This window comes from Paenibacillus sp. J22FR21 (assembly GCF_056269135.1).
In genome coordinates this window covers 552,981-575,145 of the sequence record NZ_JBWDNJ010000002.1, presented here as the reverse complement: position 1 = coordinate 575,145, position 22,165 = coordinate 552,981, and the positions used below count along the sequence as shown (strand labels likewise).

General features: G+C 46.7%; 22 protein-coding genes. 10 read left to right on the top strand and 12 right to left on the bottom strand.

Features of this window, described 5'->3' with window-relative positions; genetic code table 11:
* Positions 1-70: 70 nt before the first annotated feature.
* The 7 genes from AC0YNS_RS08405 to AC0YNS_RS08375 all read right to left on the bottom strand — a co-directional run bounded on the left by AC0YNS_RS08405 (position 71) and on the right by AC0YNS_RS08375 (position 9,296).
* On the bottom strand, positions 71-1,246 hold the full coding sequence (locus AC0YNS_RS08405) for a sugar ABC transporter permease (protein ID WP_475780548.1): 1,176 nt from the start codon (positions 1,244-1,246) through the stop codon (positions 71-73).
* A gap of 11 nt (positions 1,247-1,257) precedes the next feature.
* Positions 1,258-2,778 carry an ATP-binding cassette domain-containing protein gene (locus AC0YNS_RS08400; RefSeq protein ID WP_475780547.1) on the bottom strand — a complete coding sequence of 507 codons (1,521 nt, stop codon included), beginning with the start codon at positions 2,776-2,778 and terminating at the stop codon, positions 1,258-1,260.
* 96 nt (positions 2,779-2,874) lie between these two features.
* Positions 2,875-3,972 carry a sugar ABC transporter substrate-binding protein gene (locus AC0YNS_RS08395; protein WP_475780546.1) on the bottom strand — a complete coding sequence of 366 codons (1,098 nt, stop codon included), beginning with the start codon at positions 3,970-3,972 and terminating at the stop codon, positions 2,875-2,877.
* Between the two features lie 186 nt (positions 3,973-4,158).
* Positions 4,159-5,220 (bottom strand): D-xylose ABC transporter substrate-binding protein, encoded by a 1,062-nt coding sequence (gene xylF, locus AC0YNS_RS08390; protein WP_475781002.1) that lies wholly within the window; start codon positions 5,218-5,220, stop codon positions 4,159-4,161.
* Positions 5,221-5,281: 61 nt separating this feature from the next.
* Positions 5,282-6,916: a response regulator gene (locus AC0YNS_RS08385; protein ID WP_475780545.1), complete on the bottom strand. Its 1,635-nt coding sequence runs from the start codon at positions 6,914-6,916 to the stop codon at positions 5,282-5,284.
* Positions 6,877-8,316, bottom strand: a complete 1,440-nt coding sequence (locus tag AC0YNS_RS08380) for a sensor histidine kinase (protein WP_475780544.1) — start codon at positions 8,314-8,316, stop codon at positions 6,877-6,879. The genes AC0YNS_RS08385 and AC0YNS_RS08380 overlap by 40 nt, the downstream gene beginning before the upstream one ends.
* Entirely contained in the window at positions 8,313-9,296 is a 984-nt protein-coding gene (locus AC0YNS_RS08375; protein WP_475780543.1) for a substrate-binding domain-containing protein, read from the bottom strand. Before AC0YNS_RS08375 ends, AC0YNS_RS08380 begins: the two co-directional genes overlap by 4 nt.
* Before the next feature lie 197 nt (positions 9,297-9,493).
* Here AC0YNS_RS08375 and AC0YNS_RS08370 point away from each other — a divergent pair, with 197 nt between their 5' ends.
* The 6 genes from AC0YNS_RS08370 to AC0YNS_RS08345 all read left to right on the top strand — a co-directional run bounded on the left by AC0YNS_RS08370 (position 9,494) and on the right by AC0YNS_RS08345 (position 14,946).
* A complete protein-coding gene (locus tag AC0YNS_RS08370) occupies positions 9,494-9,907 on the top strand; it encodes a VOC family protein (RefSeq protein WP_475780542.1) in 414 nt (137 codons plus the stop codon).
* Positions 9,908-10,046: 139 nt separating this feature from the next.
* Positions 10,047-10,310, top strand: coding sequence for a hypothetical protein (locus AC0YNS_RS08365; protein WP_475780541.1), 264 nt, complete (start codon positions 10,047-10,049; stop codon positions 10,308-10,310).
* 143 nt (positions 10,311-10,453) lie between these two features.
* Positions 10,454-11,953, top strand: a complete 1,500-nt coding sequence (locus AC0YNS_RS08360) for a spore germination protein (RefSeq protein WP_475780540.1) — start codon at positions 10,454-10,456, stop codon at positions 11,951-11,953.
* An 18-nt stretch (positions 11,954-11,971) separates the two neighbouring features.
* Positions 11,972-13,081, top strand: a complete 1,110-nt coding sequence (locus AC0YNS_RS08355) for a GerAB/ArcD/ProY family transporter (protein WP_475780539.1) — start codon at positions 11,972-11,974, stop codon at positions 13,079-13,081.
* Positions 13,071-14,195 carry a Ger(x)C family spore germination protein gene (locus AC0YNS_RS08350; RefSeq protein WP_475780538.1) on the top strand — a complete coding sequence of 375 codons (1,125 nt, stop codon included), beginning with the start codon at positions 13,071-13,073 and terminating at the stop codon, positions 14,193-14,195. The genes AC0YNS_RS08355 and AC0YNS_RS08350 overlap by 11 nt, the downstream gene beginning before the upstream one ends.
* Positions 14,176-14,946: a GNAT family N-acetyltransferase gene (locus AC0YNS_RS08345; protein ID WP_475780537.1), complete on the top strand. Its 771-nt coding sequence runs from the start codon at positions 14,176-14,178 to the stop codon at positions 14,944-14,946. The genes AC0YNS_RS08350 and AC0YNS_RS08345 overlap by 20 nt, the downstream gene beginning before the upstream one ends.
* A gap of 119 nt (positions 14,947-15,065) precedes the next feature.
* Here AC0YNS_RS08345 and AC0YNS_RS08340 read toward each other — a convergent pair whose 3' ends face one another.
* The 4 genes from AC0YNS_RS08340 to AC0YNS_RS08325 form a co-directional block, all read right to left on the bottom strand.
* Positions 15,066-15,851: an alpha/beta fold hydrolase gene (locus tag AC0YNS_RS08340; RefSeq protein WP_475780536.1), complete on the bottom strand. Its 786-nt coding sequence runs from the start codon at positions 15,849-15,851 to the stop codon at positions 15,066-15,068.
* Between the two features lie 310 nt (positions 15,852-16,161).
* Positions 16,162-16,830, bottom strand: a complete 669-nt coding sequence (locus tag AC0YNS_RS08335) for a Crp/Fnr family transcriptional regulator (protein ID WP_475780535.1) — start codon at positions 16,828-16,830, stop codon at positions 16,162-16,164.
* 198 nt (positions 16,831-17,028) lie between these two features.
* Positions 17,029-17,535: a substrate-binding domain-containing protein gene (locus AC0YNS_RS08330; protein ID WP_475780534.1), complete on the bottom strand. Its 507-nt coding sequence runs from the start codon at positions 17,533-17,535 to the stop codon at positions 17,029-17,031.
* A complete protein-coding gene (locus AC0YNS_RS08325) occupies positions 17,489-17,920 on the bottom strand; it encodes a LysR family transcriptional regulator (RefSeq protein ID WP_475780533.1) in 432 nt (143 codons plus the stop codon). Before AC0YNS_RS08325 ends, AC0YNS_RS08330 begins: the two co-directional genes overlap by 47 nt.
* A gap of 323 nt (positions 17,921-18,243) precedes the next feature.
* Between AC0YNS_RS08325 and AC0YNS_RS08320 the strand changes: the two genes are divergently transcribed.
* The 4 genes from AC0YNS_RS08320 to AC0YNS_RS08305 are packed head-to-tail and all read left to right on the top strand — an operon-like array spanning position 18,244 to position 20,216.
* The gene (locus tag AC0YNS_RS08320; RefSeq protein ID WP_475780532.1) at positions 18,244-18,570 is read left to right on the top strand and encodes a PadR family transcriptional regulator; all 327 of its coding nucleotides are present in this window, start codon (positions 18,244-18,246) and stop codon (positions 18,568-18,570) included.
* A 1-nt stretch (position 18,571) separates the two neighbouring features.
* On the top strand, positions 18,572-18,979 hold the full coding sequence (locus AC0YNS_RS08315) for a permease prefix domain 1-containing protein (RefSeq protein WP_475780531.1): 408 nt from the start codon (positions 18,572-18,574) through the stop codon (positions 18,977-18,979).
* Positions 18,980-18,991: 12 nt separating this feature from the next.
* Positions 18,992-19,624: a hypothetical protein gene (locus AC0YNS_RS08310; RefSeq protein ID WP_475780530.1), complete on the top strand. Its 633-nt coding sequence runs from the start codon at positions 18,992-18,994 to the stop codon at positions 19,622-19,624.
* A 55-nt stretch (positions 19,625-19,679) separates the two neighbouring features.
* The gene (locus AC0YNS_RS08305) at positions 19,680-20,216 is read left to right on the top strand and encodes a GNAT family N-acetyltransferase (protein ID WP_475780529.1); all 537 of its coding nucleotides are present in this window, start codon (positions 19,680-19,682) and stop codon (positions 20,214-20,216) included.
* Positions 20,217-20,894: 678 nt separating this feature from the next.
* Here the strand turns inward: AC0YNS_RS08305 and AC0YNS_RS08300 are convergent.
* On the bottom strand, positions 20,895-22,130 hold the full coding sequence (locus AC0YNS_RS08300; RefSeq protein ID WP_475780528.1) for an aminopeptidase: 1,236 nt from the start codon (positions 22,128-22,130) through the stop codon (positions 20,895-20,897).
* Between the last annotated feature and the right edge of the window lie 35 nt (positions 22,131-22,165).

Here is a 22,165-nt window from a genome sequence, read left to right as displayed (position 1 = left end):
TGCGTTGCCTCAGGGCAATAGCAAAAAACCGCCTGATCCACGCTATTCGCGGATCAAGCGGCTCTTCTGACTAGGATCTCTTCTTACGCGTCATCACATCGAATATAACGGCAGCTGCCAATACGGCTCCGCGAATCATATATTGATACGAAATACCGACGCCAAGCAAATTCATACCGCTTGATAGGGAAGCCATAACAATCGCTCCAATGATGGAGCCCGTCACTTTACCGACCCCGCCTGCTGCGGATACGCCGCCGACATAAGCAGCAGCAATCGCGTCAAGCTCGAACAGTGTACCTGCTGTTGTCGTAGCGGATTGCAAGCGTGCTGTGAACAAGATACCGGAGAGCGCCGAGAGCATCCCCATCGAGCCGAATACGATATACGTAATCTTCTTCACGCTGATCCCGCTCAAATGCGCGGCCTCCGGGTTGCTGCCAACCGCATAGATATGGCGGCCGAGCACGGTTTTGGACGTCAGAATTTGATAGATCACAACGACGAGCAGCATAATGATGACCGTCCAGGAGAAGCCGTTATAGCCTGCGATGATCCATGTGATATAAGCAATAATGGCAGATACGAATACGAGCTTCACCATGAAGATGTTCTTGGAGGTGACTTCAAAATTGTACTTCAGTTTGTTTCTGCGCTTCGACACTTCCATCACAATGTAAAGCAGGATAATACATAGGCCGAAGATTAAGGAAAGCAGGTTTAGTCCGTTAATCTTCACAATGGAAGGGATAAATCCGTTCCCGATTGCGTTAAAATGCTCATCTTTGATAATAATGGTCCCTGTTTTCTCGGTTACGTTAAGCAGTGCGCCTCTGAAAATCAACATGCCCGCCAAGGAAGCAACGAAGGAAGGAATGCCGATTTGTGCAACCAGGAATCCGTTAAACAGTCCGACTACAATTCCGAGTACGAGGATGATCGGAATGGTCAGATAGAAGGGTACCCCAAGCTGCGTTAAGAAAATCGCTGCGATTGCGCCGAGAAATCCTGCTGCAAATCCAACAGACAGATCAATGTGCCGAATGACGATAACAAGTGTCATCCCTACAGCAAGAACTGCGATATAGCCCGTTGCATCAAGCAAATTGCTGATATTCCGTGATGACATGAATAAACCGTCTGTCATGATAGAGAATGTGAGCATGATGACGAACAAGGCGATATACATGCCATATTCACGAATATTTACTTTAATTAACGACTTTGCTTCGTTATAGAAATTCACAAGTCTTCCCCCTATTGCGTTGCAAAATGCATGATTTTTTCCTGATCGGCTTCTTCTATGGACAGCTCGCCCTTCATGCGGCCTTCTGCCATGATGTAGATGCGGTCACTCATTCCCAATATCTCACCGAGCTCGGATGAAATCATAATAATGCTCATTCCCTCACTGATCAGCTTGTTCATGATGGTATAAATTTCAAATTTGGCGCCGACATCGATTCCTCGAGTCGGTTCATCCAGAATGAGCAATTTCGGACCGACAAACAGCCATTTGCCCAGTGATACCTTCTGTTGATTGCCGCCGCTTAAGTTGCCGACGATTTGCTCAATGGAAGGGGCTTTAATATTTAACGACTGCTTGTAGCTATTCGAGATATTCACTTCTTCATTGCTGTTTATAAATCCGCGTGATGATATCTCATGAAGATTCGCAGCTGTTAGGTTGCTCTTAATATCTTGAATCAGGAAGAGACCATCACCCTTACGGTCTTCCGTCACATAAGCGATACCTGCGGTAATGGCATCCTGCGGATGCTTGAATACGCATGGTTTGCCATCCAGAACCATCTCGCCCTGCAATTTATACGACTTCGGGTTACCGAAAATGCTTTGTGCCAATTCCGTTCGTCCGGAGCCCATCAAGCCGGCAATGCCGACGATTTCTCCTTTTTTAACGTGCAAATGAACGTTCTTCACAACGCTTCGACCCAGCTTCGGATCATAGGCAGACCAATCTCGGAGCTCCAATATCGATTCTCCGAATGTCTTGTCAGCCCGCTTCGGATAAATATCGTCGATCTCACGACCAACCATGTTCTTAATAATGATGCTTTCGGTAATTTCGCCTTTGGATGCATCGAGCGTACAAATCGTTTTCCCATCGCGCAGCACTGTTGCCTTATCTGCGATTGCAATGACTTCTTTGAGCTTGTGTGAAATCATAATGCATGTAATCCCTTGATTCTTCAGTTCACGCAACAATTGCAGCAGATTCTCACTGTCGTCCTCATTCAGTGCAGCCGTAGGCTCATCCAGAATGAGCAGCTTCACTTCTTTGCTTAATGCTTTGGCAATCTCGACAAGCTGCTGCTTCCCGACGCCCAAGTCTTTAATCAAGACCTCAGGGTTTACGTTCAGCTTCACCTTCTGCAGCATTTCTTTGGCTTTGACAATCGTTTGATTCCAATCTACGAACGCGCCATTCTTCACTTCATTTCCTGCAAAAATATTCTCGTACACCGTCAAATCCGGGAATAGAGCCAGCTCCTGATAGATGATGGCAATACCCGCTTTTACGCTGTCACTGATTTTCGAGAAGCTTTGGACGCCGCCGTTATAGACGATATCGCCTTGATAAGTGCCATATGGGTAAACTCCGCTTAACACTTTCATCAGCGTCGACTTGCCTGCACCGTTCTCTCCGATCAAGCAATGGATCTCGCCCTTTTTAACTTTAAAGCTTACATTCGAAAGTGCCTTAACGCCTGTAAACTCCTTGGAAATCCCGTTCATCTCTAATATGAATTCACTCATGTCAGTCGCTCCTTACCCAAACAAGGCTTACAAGCAAGGAATAGTGATAGACGGTGCTATCACTATTCCGCATTACCTGCTGGTTATCTGCCGTGCTTACAGCCCTTGGAAATCTGCTGCTTTGTAATAGTCGGAATCGATTAGCTTTTCTTTCACGTTTGCTTTGTCGACTACGATTACGTCCGTTTGTTTGGCCGGTACATCGATCTTGCCATTGTTGTACGAACCTGTTGTATCAGGAGTATTGCCATCCAAGATGGATACCGCCATACCCATTGCGTCTTTAACCAAGTTACGAACATCTTTGAATACGGTCATCGATTGTTTGCCGTCAATCACGTATTGAACAGAAGCTTGCTCCGCATCTTGACCTGTAACCACGAAGCTTGTAACCGCTTTATCAGAACCGAATACGTCAGCGATCGAACGAGCCGTACCATCATTTGGTGCCAAGATCGCCACGTCGCCTTTCATGTCAGCTGCTGCTGCAGTCAAATGGGTTTGGGCTTTGTTCTTCGCTTCGTTTGCATCCCAGTTCGTTGTTACTTGACCAATGATTTTGCTCAGTTGATCACGGGATAGTTCAGCTGTATCCTTCAAGCCTTCAGCTTCACTCGAGTTTGCTACTTTGAATGTACCGTCAGCGATCTTAGGCTGCAGCACTTCCCAAGCACCTTGGAAGAACAAGAATGCGTTGTTGTCGGAAGCAGCGCCAGCGTACAAGTAAAGCGGCTCGCCGTTTCCTTTGGCATGGTCGACCAGGTATTGCGCTTGTGCTTTACCAACCGCTACGCTATCGAATGTTACGTAGTAGTCAACTGCATCTGTTTTAGTAATGAGGCGATCATAGGAGATCACTTTAACGCCGGCTTCTTTAGCAGCTTCAACTGCAGATGCTGCAGCATCGCCGTCTTGCGGACAGATAATAAGGACTTGGATGCCTTTATTGATCAGCGTCTCTACGTTCTCTTTCTCTTTGGCTGAAGAGCCTTGGCTGAACAAAATTTCCGTTGAATAATCCGTGCCGTCCAGTGCTGCTTTAAAGCGCGTTTCATCCTGCACCCAACGCGGCTCATCCTTAGTCGGCAATACGATACCTACACTTACCTTTTTGCTGTCGCCGCAAGCAGCGACGATTGTTGCAAGCAACATAATGACCATTACTAACGCGATTGATTTGAAGCCTTTTTTCATGATTGTTTTCCCCTCTCGATATACTAAAGCGTTTACAAAACCAACTATAGCATCGGATATTCACCTTGAAAGCGCTAACTTATAGCACTTTTTTCATACCATCTGCACTATTTTGATTTGCACTGCTTATCGGGCAAACAAAAAAGCGGAAGATCAGCTCAATCACTGATCTTCCGCTTCTACTGCTTACTCTGTCCGATAAATATCTGCCCGCTGGTGGAAGCCATCGGCAATAATCGTTGCATCCATGTTCATTCGATCGACTGCGATCGGTTCAAGCAAGATGGCCGGCACATCGATTTTCTTGTTGAAAACGGTCTTGTCCGTGCTCACCTTCTCGCCCTTCGCCATCCGTACAGCTAAGTCTGCTGCAGCTTCCGCAAGCTTCGGAATCGGCTTATAGACCGTCATCGTTTGCGTACCTTCCACGATTCGCTGCGCGGCCGCGAGCTCGGCATCCATCCCGGAAACAGGGATTCTGCTAGCCATTTGATGAGCGGCAAGTGCTGCTATGACTCCGCCTGCCGTACCGTCGTTAGCTGCAATAACGGCATCGATGTCATTATGATTGGCTTTCAGCGCCTCTTCCATATTCGCTCTGGCATTGGCAGGGATCCACTCCTTCGTGAATTGATCATAGACAATTCGAATGTCTCCTCGATCCACGAAAGGCTTAAGCACTTTCATCTGGCCTTTCTTGAACATATGAGCATTGTTATCCGTATCTGCCCCTTCAATCAGCACGTAGTTCCCTTTGGGTACCTTAGACACAATGGCTCTCGCCTGAAGCTCGCCGGCCTTCTCGTTATCAAAGGAAATATAGAGATCGACATTGGCATTTAAGATCAACCGATCATATGAGATCACTTGTATGCCCGCTTGATGGGCTTTTGCGACAATGGCTGCTCCGGCTTCCGCATTATGAGGTACGACAACGAGAACATCCACGCCGCGCGAGATCATATTCTCCGCTTGGGCAATTTGTTTGGCGTCGTCGCCATTGGCCGCTTGGACATCCACCTCGGCACTGAGACCTTCAACAGCAGCTTTGAACAAATCCCGATCCTTCTTCCAACGTTCTTCCTCTAACGTATCGAGGGACAAGCCAATGACCACCTGCGCATCACTGACTTGTTTGGTCGGAGTTTCCTCGGTCCCCGCTCGTACACCTGCACCGGTTCCGCCAAGTGAGCAGGCAGACAGCAGTACAATAACTCCCATTAAGCTCAGCAGCAGCTTCACTTGCATTCGATTACTATTTGGAACTCGATGGCGATGCCTCACGGTTAACCTCCCTTTCCACGATCTCCTACAGCTGCTTTTTGTCTACCGGACGCAGCAGCTGTTTGCGATAATCTGTCGGTGAATGTCCCACGATCTTCTTGAAGACGCGGCTGAAATAATTGGGATCATTGTATCCGATTTCGAACGTAATTTCCTTCAGGCTCATCTCCGACTCCAGCATCAATTGCTTGGCGGCCTCCATGCGGCACTCGGTCAAATAGTCAATATAATTCATGCCAAACTGTTCCTTGAACAGCTTGCTCACATAGAAAGGGTTCCTGTCCACGACAGCTGCCAACCGTTCCAGTGACAAGTCTTCATGGGCGTGTTCCTTAATGTAATGCTTCAGCTTGAGAAGAAGGCCCGTCTCCAAATCACCGTTGTTCCGTGCCGCCGCTTCCGCAATGCTCGTAATGAGCACTCGCGTCTCTGCGCGAAGCTGCACATAATTCGTCGTTTGACCTTGGTAATATAGCTTTTGAATAGCAACACCCATTTCCTGCAGCATCCGACTGACGATGACCAAGACTTCAAACACACGCTGCTGCGCGATGGCGACACGCTCTCCCGCTCCTTCGTACACATCAATCATCTGCCTGACCAGATCGGCCGCAGCCTCAAAATGACCTCGGCGAACGTCTTCCAGCACATTTTTCTCCAAATCCATCGTCAATCGGCTGATCGACTTGCTGTCATGACGAGGAAGATCCTCAAATAAGCAGAACCGCGCAGGCAACGATAGATCAACCGATGCCAGCATCGACTCATGATACGATTTGCGCAATTCCTTCAATTCTCTGTACAATCCGCCGATTCCGGCAAAAGGCTCATACCCGCTATGACGCAAGGCTGCCTGCACGAGTTTCCGGCCCATGACAACAGCGTAGCTGCGGTAGGACTGCTCGCCTTCCATGAATAGAATGATTGGAATTTGATTACCGGTAATTTTGCCGATCCAGCAATGAACGTTCCAATCGGCTAATTGCTTCACGATGACGGCGTGCAGTCCTTCCAGCTCTTCATGTCGGCCGTGCTCAGGGCGGCCTTCATGTGTCGACTCCGAGAGCAGCAAATTAATGACGAAGCCGCCTTTCGTCGCGGGCAGACCCAATAAATGAATCATCTCACTCAGATGCACAGACGGAGCATCGTCAAACAGCAGCTGTGAAACAATATCCGCCTCCACGATAGGAAGCATTCTGCGCAGACGCTCCGAATCCATACGCCGATGCTCGGATTCCATCCGGTTGCTCAAGATGTCATGAACGACTTTCCCGATCGTTTCTTGAATAACCGTCGTCTTACTGGGTTTAAGCAAATAATCGCTTACCCCCATTTGCAGCGCCGATCTGGCGAACTCGAACGTGTCGAATGCCGTAACGACAATGAACTTCACCGTATCGTTAAACGTCTTAATGCGTTCAATCGCTTGAAGCCCGTTAATGCCGGGCATCTTGATATCCATCGTAATCAGATCCGGCTTAAGCAGCTCCGCCGATTCGATCGCTTCGCGTCCATTGGAAGCCTGTCCGACAATTTCGACCTCTGTGAAGGTTGTTTCGATGATCCGCTGGAGAGCCATACGCTCGATCGGCTCATCATCAACAATCAATATCCGTATCATAGCTTGGGCTTCCTCGGAAGCGTTAACGTAATGCATGTTCCTTCTCCGATCTTCGAGTCAATGTGTATAATCTCTTCAACTCCATAGAACAGCTGCAGCCTATGCAGCACATTCCGAATTCCAATTCCGGTGGAATGACCCTTATAAATGGAATTATCCGTATCCGCCAGAAGCCGTTCAATCTGCTCAGCGTCCATGCCTTGACCTGTATCGGACACCTCGACCGTGACATGCTCCTCATGACTCTTCACGCGAAGCGTTAACGTGCCGCCGTCTTCAGACGGTTCAATCGCATAGATAAATACATTCTCCGCAAGCGGCTGTAGAATGAGAATCGGCACATCGATATCGAGCCCCGCTTCTTCAATCTCCCGGACAACCTTCAGCCGATCACCGAATCTTGCTTTCTGAATCGCCAAATATTCTTCCAGCACCTCGACCTCGTCTCCAAGCGTCACTCTGCTGTCCATCCGGCGTAAATTGTAGCGAAGCATCCCGGCAACCGAGCTGATTAACTCGCTTGTTTTGTCTGCGCCGGCGAGATAAGCCTCCTTCGAGAGCATATTAAGCGTATTGAATAGAAAATGAGGATTGATCTGGCTCTGCAGGCTCTTCAGCTCACTCTCCTTCAGCATCAGCTTATGCTTGTGAAGATCATATTCCAGCTGCGCCTTACTTTGAATTTCATCGAACAGATTGCCGATATTCAGACGCATCGTGTCTAACGTTTTGGCTAGGAACGACATGTCATCATTGTTATTGATTTCAATGGGCTTGTGGAAATTGCCCCGCGAAAGCTCCCTCGCTGACTGCGTTAGTTTCAGAATCGGCTGCGTCACGCTGTTCACGAACCGGAAGGAGAAGATGAGCAGCATGAGCGATACAAGCGCGAGCGTCCAGAAGCCCATCTTGAGCAAATCATCACTGCGCTTAATAATTTTGCGATAAAAGGCATCATAGGTCTTCTGTTCCCCGCTGATCAGCGTCAGGGTCGCTTCCGAGATATATTTGGAAATGCTCGATGCCTCATCGAACTTCTTCGCTACCTCATCCTCGTTGTTGTCTTTCTGAAACCGGACGACCAGCCCCATCGCCTCGGACTGGCTCTCCAGCATATGCTGAAAGTTATCGAGCAGCATCGCATTGTTCGCGTTGCGCAGCCAATTGAGCTCCGATTTGGTGTGCTGCAGCTCATTATTATCGTCGAAATACTGCTCCAGACTCTCTTGGGAGAGCGATATCCTGTAGTTGTTGAGAGAAGTAAGTGCCTGCTGGCTTTGCTCCGAGGCTTGGTTCATCAACAGATAGCGCTGCAAAATCTCGTTATATTTCTCTACCGTCCGCTGATTAAACAAACTCATAGACAACCAGATGACAGCCATGATGATCCAAATGAGAATAGACAGCAGCAGCATTTTGTTGCGAATCGTATTCACTTCGCACCGCCTCCTTCCCCGGAAGAGGCTACAACACTAATCGGCGTAAAATAGCGCTTGTTCAGCGGAAGCTGCTCGCTGTCCAGCCAGCGTTTCATCAAATCGACGCTCATCTGCCCCATTTCCTCATAATGCTGGGACAGACCGGATTCAATCAGTCCTTCTTGGATCAATTTGACCGTTTGCGGTGAATTGTCGAACATGAATACTTCATATTCATGCATACGTGAGCGAGATTCGCCGGCCTGCACGATGCTTTTCCCCGAGTCGGTCGGCAGTCCGATGAAAGCATTCACCTTCGGATAATGATTCAGAATATCATTGGTTTGTGCATTAGCCTGCACATGCTCGTTATCCTTTGATGCATACACGAGCTGAATTCCATTGTATTGAGCCAACACCTCACGCAAACCCTTCTGCCGCAGCTTGTCCGTGTCCGAGCTCTCCATGTTCGTAATGACACCGACAGTCCCTTGCCCGTTCAATGCTTCCGCGATATGTTTGCCCATCACGATGCCTTCCTGGTAATGATCCGAACCGACGTAGGTTTTCCTCAGACTACCCGGCGCATCGGAATTAATCATGACGACAGGAATGCCGCGAAACGTCGCCTTATTGACGATCTGCACGAAATCGGGTCGATCCACGCCTTCAATGATAATGCCATCTACTTTGGAAGCGATTGCAATATCAACCTGCTTAATGAGCTCTTCGACGTTCGAGCGGTATACCCCCCAGAAGTCAATCAGCATGCCGTGACCTGCCGCTGCTGAACGGGCGCCTTTCTGAATTTCGTTCATCACGTAGCTGCCCTGCTCCTGTGAAATGATGACAATATGCGGGGAAGTCTGGTTGCCCGCACTCTCCATATTGCCCGACATCCCGAGATCGTCGTTACGATATAACATCAAATATAAAGTAATTGTCAACGCAACCAGGCAGATGCCCACGAATAAGGTAAAGAAAATAGGCTTTTTCATATTTTCTCCTAAGTCATTAGCGATTTTCACGTAATTCTATCACGATTCACCTATTCTGCACAGTTCCTCGCCAAACCGCATCATCCAAGGTCAATAAATGATCGGCTATACTCATGTTTTCTAATCCAACGGTAAATGATACAATATGGCAATGAAGACCAAATTTCTTCATCCAAACCACTGAAGGAGTGAATGGAATGTCAGTTGATGCTTACCTGAATTTTCAAGGAAATACCCGTGAAGTCATTGAATTTTACGCGGAAGTCTTCAATACTGAAATTACGAATTTGACGACATTTGGTGAAATCCCGCCGAATCCGGAATATCCACTGCCTCCCGGCATGGAGAATGGCATCATGCATGCCCGCATGACTGTACTTGGAAGCAACCTCATGTTCTCGGATACGTTCCCGGGTATGCCTTTTACGATGGGGAACAACATTAGTCTTGCAATCGTTTCAGATGACGCTGACGAACTCAGACGTATTTATGGGAAACTAAGCGAAGGCGGATCAAACAGCATGCCGCTTCAAGAAACGTTCTGGACGAAGCTGTATGGCGTCACAACGGATAAATTCGGCATCACATGGCAGTTCAACCAAGGACTATAACTTCGATAAAGAAACGGGACAAGCCTTTGACGGCTGTCCCTTTTTTTCTGTCCTAAAATTGATGCATCCGTCTACCTGACACTAACATAATCCCCTCCCCCATAGATTCATATAGTGTACTAATAGGATGGGAGGATGAATGATGGTTAGATTGCGCAAAGGTACGACAATTATAAACATCACCTACAACTACAACATCTCGATTCACAACGATCGTCGCCGTTTTACCTGGATCCAGAAGGCCCAGAGCGGCGGGCAAATCAACAAAGACGTAGGGTTTAACGCCAACCAAGGCGGCCAGAACGCGGTGAATCGCAGCAAAAACATTCAGAAAGGGCCGCGGCCGGACAATGGGACGACAAGCGGTCTGAGCAGCGTTTGGCTAAGTAAACAAGTGAAATAACAGCGATGTAGAGCGTCCATTGGGACGCTTTTGTTTTTTTGTCAACATGCTAAATATGCATAAAAAGGATAATTCAGGATAAATTATTCAAATTACATTTCTACATTCTTTTTTTATCATGAGGCTAAAAGGAGCACCATACAATGAAAATTCCGTTAGAGCCTAGCATCTCTATTAATGAGCAATTGCTAAAAGCCATCTTCAAGGATTGTTCCGATGTCGTGTTCCATTCCTCTTCAATGCCAATGCAGATCGAAATGCTCGCGTTATACATTTCCGGTCTATCCGATACGAGCCATCTAGAGGATGTGATCCTCAAGGAGTTCATGAGCCTCTCTCCGGAACTTGTAAAGTCGAATGGCATCGAACAAGTCATACAAGCAAGCTTTCTCCCCGTTAGCAAAACCAAGAAGGTAACACTCCTATGCGAGATCGAAGACAGCGTCTTGAAAGGCGACATCGTTTTTCTTTTTGACGAAGTGGATTATGGTATTGCAGTAGCCGTGAAAGGGTCGGAAAGAAGAGGAATTGAAGACCCCCAATCTGAGCCGGTTATACGCGGACCACGCGAGGGATTCGTGGAGTGTCTGCAAACCAACACAGGATTATTGCGAGTTAGACTTCGGACCTCCAGTTTAAAAATGGAAACCCTATCGATCGGCACTCTCTCGCAGACTGATGTCGTAATCGCTTACTTAAAAGATATCGCGAAAGAGGATTTACTCCAAGATGTTCGTAACCGTCTTGGTCAAATCGAAATCGATGGTGTGTTGGAATCCGGATATATCGAAGAGTTTATTACAGATACCCCCTACTCTCCTTTTCCGCAAGTTCAGAACACCGAGAGACCCGATGTGGTAATCGGTAGCCTTCTTGAAGGCAAAGTAGCCATTTTGACCGACGGTACGCCTATCGCTCTGGTGGTTCCGATGACCTTCTGGACTGGCTTGCAAGCAAGCGAAGATTATTATGAACGATCGATCGCTGCGACGCCTCTTCGCTGGCTTCGCATCCTATTTACGGCTGTTTCCTTATTTCTACCTTCCCTATATGTTTCGTTAGTCAGTTATGATCATCCCATACTGCCAACAAGCCTGCTGTTAAGCATTGCTTCTTCGCAAAAGATGTCTCCATTCCCTGCCATTATTGAAACGCTTCTGATGGAAATAACATTTGAAGCTTTACGCGAAGCCGGGTTACGGCTTCCCAAAGGCGTTGGTTCTGCAGTCACCATCGTCGGCGGTATCGTCATCGGACAAGCTGCTGTTCAGGCTGGTTTTATATCAGCTCCAGTGGTTATCGTAGTGGCTACGACAGGAATTGCATCGTACATTATTCCCCGTTATAATTTTGGACTTGCCTTCCGACTGCTCCGATTCCCTCTGCTATTGCTGGCAGGTTTCATGGGTTTCTACGGATTAATGATCGGCATTATCGCGATCATGATCCACTTGGCTGCGTTGCGTTCCTTTGGCGTACCGTACCTCTATCCAGTCGCACCGCTATCCCTGGACGGATTAAAGGATGTATTCGTCCGGAAACCATGGTTCAAGATGAACTTGCGTCCCGAAACTGCTGCTGGGCAGAACCGATTAAGGATTCCACCGAGAAAACAGCCCGATTCGAGCAATCAGAACGACTAATTGAACGCGGAGGTACGGATGATTAAAGCAGAGAAGCTCACACAGTGGCAATTTGTCATTATTATTAGCGTTGCTGTTCTGGGGACAGAGGTATTCAACATTGCAGCCTTCCCTGCGCATTATGCAAAGCAAGATGCATGGTTGTCCGTTTTGATTGCCCCAATTACAAGCATTTGGTGCGTATTCGTTTCGACTACGCTAGCTGCAAGGTACCCCAACATGACGATTATTGAGTACAGCAGAAGCATTTTGGGAAAGTGGTTCAGTGCATTCGTTGGAGCCTATTACTTCTGCTTTCTCTTTGTATATACATCTGCCATTTCAAAAGTGATTACCGATCTCATCGCCGTGATTTCCCACCAACTAACTCCACATGTCGTACCTTTACTTATGCTTTTCATCGTTTGTGGTATTGCTGCTTGGTGCGGAATTGGAGTCATCGGCCGATGCGGCGAGATTATTTTTCCGATCGTGATCTTGATTGCTTTCATCATTTTTTTCATTTCGATTCGTGACTGGGATCGTATGAATCTTCTGCCTGTCGCAGAAAATGGACTACTTCCGATTATAAAAGGGGCTTCTGTACCCAGTGGTTGGCAAGGCGAGATCATTCTTATTGCATTCTTAATCCCTTTTATGAATCAACCCCGACATGCTCGCAAGGCATCCCTTTATTCAACCATGATCATCACAATCCTCATGCTCAAGACCGTACTGATTTGCACGCTTATTGAAGGCCCGCTCGTATCCAAATTTACTTTTCCTTATGGAGCACTGATCCGCTACATCAGTTTAGGGGACGTGTTAGAAAGGCTCGACCCTGTTTTTTTTCCAATATGGGTCTCCTTTGGTTTTCTTAAGTTAGCCATATTTCTCTTTGTTACTTGTCTCTGTGTTAGTCGGATAAGCAAAGTTAAGAATCAGCGGGCCATTACACTGCCTGTGCTTCTGCTTGTTTTTATCGGCACAATATGGATCATGGAAAAAGCACCTGGGATGGATGTGATCTTGCAGTTCTACTTTTATTCCTTCCCTATAGCAAGTTTCATTGCCGCAAACCTGATTCCAACCGTTCTATTATGCATCGATTCGATCCTGTCAAGTCGGAGGGTTCTCCATGAGACTTAGAAACGCCATCGTCGCTTCGATTATCGCGAGTTTGGTGGTGATTACCGGATGCTGGGATCGAAGAGAAGTGAAAGGTTTGGCGATCGTTACTGCAAGCGGACTGGATTTCAATAAGGACGGAACGTTGACGCAAAGCATTCAAATCGCGATTCCGACGCCTTTGCAATCGAGCGGAAGCAGCGGTGATCCAAAGTCTTTTTTCGTCATCGCTGCAGAAGGAAAAACCCTTGCCGATGCGCGCCAAAAATTGCAGGAAAAAGTCCATTTAAAGCTCTACTATTCGCATCGGAGAGTCATTATCATTGGCGAAGAAATGGCAAGGCACGGTTTGGAAAAAGTTTTTGATAGCTATGTACGCGAAGTGGACATGAGGACGAGAAACATGGTGTTCGTGGCCAAAGGAGTAAAGGCCATGGAACTTCTTAATTATCCGGTAGCGCTTGAATCTATCCCTGCGGATCAATTTCAAAATCTGCACAAGCAACCATCAGGCAGGGCAACGACAATCTTGAACTTTAATGCAATTGCTTCCACTGAGGGAATCGAACCTGTTATGGGGGCATTCCAGGTTATTCATACACAAGGGTCAAAGGGGGCTTCTCCCTCATCTTCGAAGGAACCGCACATTAAGTTATTTGGTGTAGGCATATTTAAGAATTTGAAGTTAATCGGCTTTTTTAACGATGAAGAAACTCGTGCTTTGAACTGGGTCACAAAAAACATGTCGAATTCGTTTCTTACCGTGTACGTTCCACAAGGAGATGGCAATGTTAGCGTACAAATCCTGTCTTCCAAACACAGTCTCAAACCTGAACTTAAAGAAAATACGATAAATATGCACGTGTCTATTCAAAGTAACTGCGAGCTTATCGAGAACGGTAGCAAGCTTGACTTTAGTGAGCCGCATAATATTAAGCTCTTGAATAAACTTCTGTCTTCTCAACTCACCACATCCATTGAAAAATCCGTGAAGAAGAGCCAGCAGCAATACAAGGCTGATATCTTCGGATTCGGTCGTAACATCCATGTCAACAATCCTTCGAAATGGAAACGACTTTCACCTTCAAACCGTAGACCGCGATGCATGGAACGATATGTTCCTTGCCGCTCCTGAAGATTATGCCGCTAGCTCGAACCTGTCGTATATTCATTTTGGAACAAGCCTTGGGATCGCAGATAAAACGATTCCCATCACCGAATTTAATCGCGTTATTGGTTTGGGCATTGAAGAACCGATTACGGAGACGATTCTCGAAGAAGCTATTGCTTGGATGCAGGAGCATGCAATCGCGAGTTTCTCGCTTCAAGTAGCTCCTACTGCCTCTCCGGATTCTTTCCAAGATCTGCTGGAGAGCAAAGGACTTGTCAAGAGCGGTCATGGCTGGGCAAAGTTTTACCGTGACGGATCGCCTGCAGAACTACATCCGCTTCCAACATCGCTTGAGGTCCGGCTCGTCGGAGCCGATAATGCGGAAGACTTTGGCAAGACAGTACAAATGGGTTTCTGCGCACCGGAAACGATTGCTCCTTTCATGTCCGCTTTGGCAGGACGGCCTAATTGGAAGGCATACGCTGCATACGACGGAGATACTCCGGTTGCAAGCGGAGCCATGTTCATTAAGGACGGCTGGGCTTGGTTGGGTTGTGATGCAACGCTATCCGACCATCGCGGAAGAGGCGCACAGTATGCTCTAATCCATAGAAGATTGACCGATGCAATCTTGGCTGGCGTTACGGGGTTCACCGTTGAGACCGTTCAGCCGGCAGAGGGGGAAGAAAACAATTTCAAATCTTATTGCAATTATCTTCGTGCAGGCTTCAAACGCATGTATGTTCGTCCGAATTACCTATTAAAAAATGACTAATACAATCGCTTGAAACAAAACAAAACATAATAAACCAACTCTTGTCCAATTGGACAAGAGTTTCAGACTGTAGAGAAACCTACGTTTTTTCAAAACGGCTGGTTTCTGGAGCGTTGAAATTAATCCCTGCTTGCTTCGAATATTTTTTGTGCTAAATAGGCTGGTCTTGTACGTGTATATGTAAAGTGGTCCCCATCACCAACGATAAGGCGGAACAAACCGAGTCGTGTTGACATGTGGGGATTCCATCCGTAACCTTCCCCTTGCGGCAATACGTTATCCTGATAGAAATATACATAGCTTTTGGGGATTTGCAGCGTATAGAACGTTTTTAGATCCAGTTTCTCAAAAAGTGGTTTAGCGGGCTCCGGTAGGACACTTGTATAAAAGAGTTTTGCGTCCTCCGTTGTTGCCGTATTTACAAACAATGACCGAAATATATCGAATGGAAGCATAATCGTATCGTCAGCTGACATCGCTCTGAGTTGTTCAAAACCCTGCACTGTTTCGGGTGGAATTTCATCAATCACAGATTCTCCGTCCTTTAATACGAAAGCATCCCAGAATACTAACCGCTTGATCCGTTCGGGCACCTGTTCGGCGACTTTTTGGATAACGGATCCGCCAAAGCTGTGCCCAACGAGGATAAAATCTTGTAATTGCATCTGTTTTATATAATCAACAACTGATTTTGTTATCATCGCATGCGTAACATTTTTATTGCTATTGATTCCATGTCCTGCGTATTCAGGCGTATAAACAATGTGTCCTTGACTTCGCAGTACGGCGGCTACGCCATCCCAGAAATGCGCGTCAGCCCAGGAACCATGCACCAGTACAAAAGTAAGCTGCTGACGTGCAGGTATCAGATAGTTTCCTCTTCCATCTTGCGGATACCCCACCATAAATGTCCAGCTCCAAAATAAGGGTTGTAATAATGCCCTTGTGGTAGGAATGGATACGGATTTGGAATTTGATTATTCCACGAAGAATATGGCATCACGATAAACATCCTCTCGTAAGCGACTTTATTGAGTTTATGCTTATAGTGACTTGAGGATTCACACTTCTGTAACCAGCCCGAAATTGTCCAAAAAAAAAGCTGAACCCGGTAAAATACCAAGCTCATGCCCTTATCTCTACTCCTTTATTTGGTCACGCTATGCAAATCTCCATGGATCAAACTACTTTTCGTCATTCAATCCTTTAAGGGTTCTATAATTCACTTTCGAGCGCCATTCTATTTAAAATCGTTATTCTTCCTCGAGATAGTTTGATAATATCCTCCCTCTCAAGAGACTTCAAGGTTCGGCTAATTACCTCACGTACTGTGCCTAATTCTATTGATAAGCAGTCATGTGTAATTTGTAAACTGTCAGCTTTACCTTTTTGCTCAGACAACTCGATTAGGAAATCCGCAACTCTTCCTCGAACGGACTTGAAGTACGCGCTGTCTAGCAGGCTTCCAAAAAGCACAATACGTTTGGCTAATAATTGAAAAATAAACTGTCTTAAAATCGAATAACGCTCCATCCACTCGCGAAAAATATTCGCTTGTATCTTTAGAGAAACCACAGGAATCTCTACGCATGCTGAAGCCTCAAACTTAGTGCCGCCTAAAATACATGAAATCATCAAAGGACAACATTCACCATCATGAATTCTATACAATGTGATTTCTCGACCACTGGAACTTATTTTAAACATTCTTACAGTGCCCTCTAATACCAGATAGATATAATCCAATAATTGCCCCTCTTCTATAATGGCATTCGGTTCCATTTGAATGACACTAATACCATCCTGATTCCAATCCTCTTCCGTTATGTCTGCCATGCTTGGGAATGCGGATAGGATTTGCGACAAACACCCAGACTGAATCAATCTATCTCAGCTCCTTCATTATTACTCGAGCAATGATAACATAATGGAAAGTAGATATTCCGTGATATTAGTTACTTTATAAGTTGGTGTTTCTCAAAAGAAAAATATTCAATTAGTATGATTTGCAATAGTCATTTACGAATTAGGTATGTTTTATCCCTAAATTACAAGGAAGTATTTAATTTCTACAATTTGTGGTCATAAAATTTTCTCATTGGTTGCCTCGCTAATTCTCTCGATGAAATCATTAATAACAAGTACGTGTTTATGCTTGGATTTGAATCCGATAAACAATTCGTTGCGTACATTCATATGCTCGAACAGCATTCGCCATCGGGGTTCTGCTAATTTGTGATGGTTGAGCATATAGGTCGGGAGTAAACTGAATCCAGCTCCTCCCTCAATAGCTCTTAAGATTAAATGTAGACTCGGGATAACATGGACGGGTTCAATCCTTGGCCTCGACTTAAAAAAGTCTCTCCAGTACCTGCTAATAATCGGAAGCTCGAGTCCATAGCTTATCCATTGTTGTTCCGAAAGCCATAATTCCATATCCTTCAAGAATTTGAATTCAGGAACAATTGTTTCGAATGGAGCTACAATGACAAAGCTTTCCTCCATAAGTCGTACATACTCAATACCCGGTGTCAAATTTTTTTTAGTGGTTAATATAATATCTACAAGATCTTCTTTGAGAAGCTTCAATAAATGGTCGGCTTCGCCCAAAGTACGTAATCGTGCTTAATTTCGGCAACGATAACCGGGATATAATTTTCTCAGTGAACAACTCATGCGTTGAACCGATCCTAATAACCTCCATAGTTGCAGACAGATTCAATTTCAATCCCATTGTCTTGTCCTCTAAAGCTTCGATTAGGGGGACAAGATGAGAGTATAACTGCTTGCCACGTTCAGTAGGAGCGATCTTTCTTGCGGTTCGAGTGAACAATGGTTCACCAACTTCAGCTTCCAGAGAAGCAAGGTGCTGGCTTAACGCCGGCTGTGTCATAATCCGGGTCTTCGCGGCCTCTGTAACCGAATTGTGTTTAAAAATGGCGATAAAACTTCTGTACCATTCAAAATCGACCATAACTTCACCTTCTTCTATCCTTCATGATTTTGAGATACATACATGCAACAAAATGAGAAAAGCAAGACCGATCGTACCATTTTTTTATTTCATTAAACCGTAACTTTAATCACATAATTCGGTATGCTTTATTTAAATTTCTAAGTGATGTAAGAGCGTCCGAGAGGACGCTTTTTTCTGTGCTATGGAGGTCAAATAATTATTACTTTGACACATAGAGTAATCTGTGATAAATTTACTCCATCAGATAGAACTATGTCAGATAGAGCACTATGTGGCAGAGTAAATGACAGATCTATTTTTTTTGTACAGGAGGACCACACATGATTCGAAGTGATATCATTCGCGGACATCTCGATGCGATCATTTTGCGGCTGATTTATGAAGAAGACCGCTATGGCTACGAGATTTCCAAAGAAATCAGTTTGCGGACCGGGGATCGATTTCAAATCAAGGAAGCCACACTGTATGCGGTATTCCAAAGGCTTGAGCGCAAAGAGCTGATTGAATCGTACGTTGGCGACATATCGCACGGCAGCAAGCGGCGTTATTACAAGATTACGAAGCTCGGCAAAGCTTATTTGAAGGAAACGGTTGAGGAATGGATTGAAATCAAAGAGATCGTCAATATTTTCATGGAGGGATTGTAGGATGAAGAAGATTAGCGCACATGTAGAGGAATGGTTTTTTGATATTCCGGACAGCGAACAGAAGCAATCGATGCAAGAGGAAATCACGCAGAATTTAGAGGAAAAAGTATATGATTTGATGCGCCGCGGCAAATCCGAGGAAGATGCGATCAATAAAGCCATCGTGGAGTTCGGCGATATCTCTGATATCAAATTGGAATTCGGCGCGAGCAGCCAAGACCCCGTTTCAGCACGAAAGCAATATGGACTGCATTTGGGTTTCTCGCTCTGGGGAAGCGGCCTGATCGTCGCCCTCATGGTGTTCATCAACATGTATTACACACCTGGCACGATTTGGTTTGTATATCCTACATTCGGTGTAGCTTGGTGGCCGCTTGTCATGTTCTACAAGTGGCTCGGCTGGAAATAAGGAGGTCGTGAGATGACAAGTCCCCGCGTCGCTTTTGCCGTGATGGGCAGTCTGATGAGCATTGCATTTCTTATTCTCGTCAACCATCTGACTTCCCCCGGCTATCTGTGGGTTATTCACCCCGCTTTCGCCATTATTCAATGGCCGATTGCCATGTATTTCGCCGCTTCCGGCAGGATCAAAGCCTACTCGGCCGTAACCAGCTTATTGATTATCTTGTACCTCATCGTGGAGAATATTGCACAAAGTCCTGGTCATCCGTGGTTCTTGTATCCGGCCTTCGCCATTATTTGGTGGCCGATCATCATGTATGCCGGCCGCTTCGCGGCTACACTTCAGATGGCACTTATCGGCAGCTTCTGCATCATCATATCGTACGGCGCGCTGAATTTGCTGCTGTCGCCTCAGTTTCCATGGATCATCTTCCCTGCTTACGCTGCGATTTGGTGGCCGATGTCCATTTACTTCAGCCGCGATCGCAAGTGGTTTGAGTTTGCCTTATGCGCCTCGCTCCTTACCAGCGCTTTATTCGTTATCCTGAATGCCGTTACGTCACCGGAGGATATTTGGGCAATCTATCCCATATTCGCTGTCATCTGGTGGCCGCTCAGTATGTATTTCTACGCCAGACGCCCTCCCGTTTGATCGCTTAAGGCATAGGATGCTATAATGTTCAAAAACATAAAACGGAGAATGACCTATGCCCTCACACCTCATGAAAAATAATCAAGTCAACGCACGTATTCAAGTATCCCAAGCTGTGGCAGCCGATGCCCCTGCCGTTATGGAGCTGCTCGTCGGCACAGCGACTTGGCTGAAGAGCACAGGCTCTAAGCAGTGGAGCGCCTTATTGAACGGCGACGATCACCATAACGTAACCGGTCATATCGACAAAGGGGAACTGTTCCTCTTCAAGGATGGCGAGGTTCTGGCCGGCATCGTCCTGCTTATGCAAGTTCCCGGCGACTGGGATCTTGGCTTATGGGGCAAGGAAGGTCACGAATCGATCGTTTACCTGCACCGCTTGGCGATCAACCGCGAATATGCCGGACAAGGCCTCGGGGCTGATATTGTTCGATGGGCCGAGGAAGGCATATCGTTCCCAGGGAAGGATCGCATCCGACTCGACTGCATCGCAAACAACGAGAAGCTGAACGCCTTCTACAGCGGTCTAGGCTACGCGTACAAAGGAACCTCGCCCAGCGGGTTCTGCTTGTACGAGAAGTTTTATAGCTAGTTTTATCGAAGCTGTCTCAAGTCTAAGCGACTTTGAGGCAGCTTTTTGTTATTGTCAGAGTGGATCTGCTTGAGTCGGCTAAATGTTGCAGACGAGGCATCATTTTACCCCTCCTTAAGGGCAAAAACAGCTTTATGTTGACCAAACTGCAACATTTCTCAGGGGTATCGCAGCTAAACAGTTTGTTGCGGCTAAAATGTTGCAAATAGCGCATCATTTACTTTGCGAGCCCTCTTTAACCACTGAAATGTTGCATAACTGGCAATATTTTCAACAGTGAGGCTGGGAGAAGTTGATTGGAGTAGCATGATTAGAGGTGCTGCAAAGTTACTGGTCGCGAGCCTGCTTAGGACCGGGGAGCGACTTTCACCGTGAGAAAATCGAACAACAGCTGTGCATTTTTGATCCCTAGACTTCTAACGAACCGTAGAGGCCTTATTTGTTCCAAAAACCCCCCTCTGGAATTCTAACGAACCCTACAGGCCTTATTTGCTCCATAACCCGTGCATTCCGCACAATTTCACGAAATAAGACCCCTGTGGTTCGTTAGAATTTTGAAAGTGTCCATTTCTTCAAAATAAGACCGCTGTGGTTCGTTAGCGCCGCGGGGGCCGGGAGAAGCTGAAGAGTTTGACTGGAATAGTATCACTCGAATCATTTGATCCGCAATCCGGGCTTCTAGAATGCCCAGTTGCCGCTGCGGAACAGCGGTTCCGAAGTACCGTCCTGTAGAACGCCGTCGATATCCAGATCCTCAGTACCGATCATGAAATCAACATGCGTTAAGCTGTGATTCAAGCCGCGCTCGGCAAGCTCCTCCTTGCTCATCGACAAGCCGCCTTCCACGCAGAACGGGAACGCGAAGCCGATCGCCAAGTGACAGGCTGCATTCTCATCAAACAAGGTGTTGTAGAACGTCAGGTTCGTATCCGAAATCGGCGAACGGTAAGGTACCAACGCAATCTCTCCCAGATAGTGTGAGCCTTCATCCGTTTCAACCAGCCCTTTGAGTGCCTCGTAACCAACCTCAGCTTGATAGGCCGTGATTCGTCCTTCCGTGAAGGTAATCGAGAAGTTGTCAATCAGATTGCCGTTATAGCTAAGCGGCTTGCTGCTGACTACCGTTCCGTTCACGCTTGTTCGCAGCGGCGAAGTGAATACTTCCTCCGTTGGCATGTTCGGAATAAAGGTTGTCCCCTGTTCGTTGCGTGTCCCTGCGCTAACCCAAATATGACCTTCGGGAAGTCCGATCGTCACATCGGTTCCCGCCGAACCGCGATAACGCAGTTCTTGGTATCTGCGCTCGTTCAGCCGGCCTGCCTTGGAGCGCAGATTGTCAGCATGCTCGCGCCAAGATTGAACCGGATCTGCCGCATCCACCCGCGTTGCTGCGAAGATCGCTTCCCACAGGGCATCGACGCGCTCCGTGGCAGGAAGTGCCGGGAATACCTTCTCCGCCCATTCCAGCGTAGGTACAGCGACGATCGACCATGAGACTTCATTGCTAAGCGTAAACTTACGGAATGGCTGCAGCGCAGCTTGCTGCGATTTGGTTGCAAGACCAATCCGTGAAGCATCGACTCCGTTTAGCAGATCCGGGTTCTCGGCAACGACCCAGAGAAAAGCCGCTCCTTCTTCCGCCAATGCCACTCGTCCCTTCGCATGCCATTCCGGATAATAGGAAAGTCCCTCTTCCGGCGATTTCTCCAGGCGCGTACGTGTAATTAACTCGTCGCTCCAATCGACATGTACATAGCTTGCTCCTATTTCATAGGCACGTTTCGCCACTTCTCTGACGAACTCAGCTGCTGCGATTTGCGAAATAATACAGAGCTTCTGACCGGGCTGAACGTTAACGCCGACCTCTACGGCAAGTGCCGCGTATTGCTCCAGACGATGTTGGAATGATTTCATGTTATCGACTCCTTTATGTATCGGTAATTCGGCAA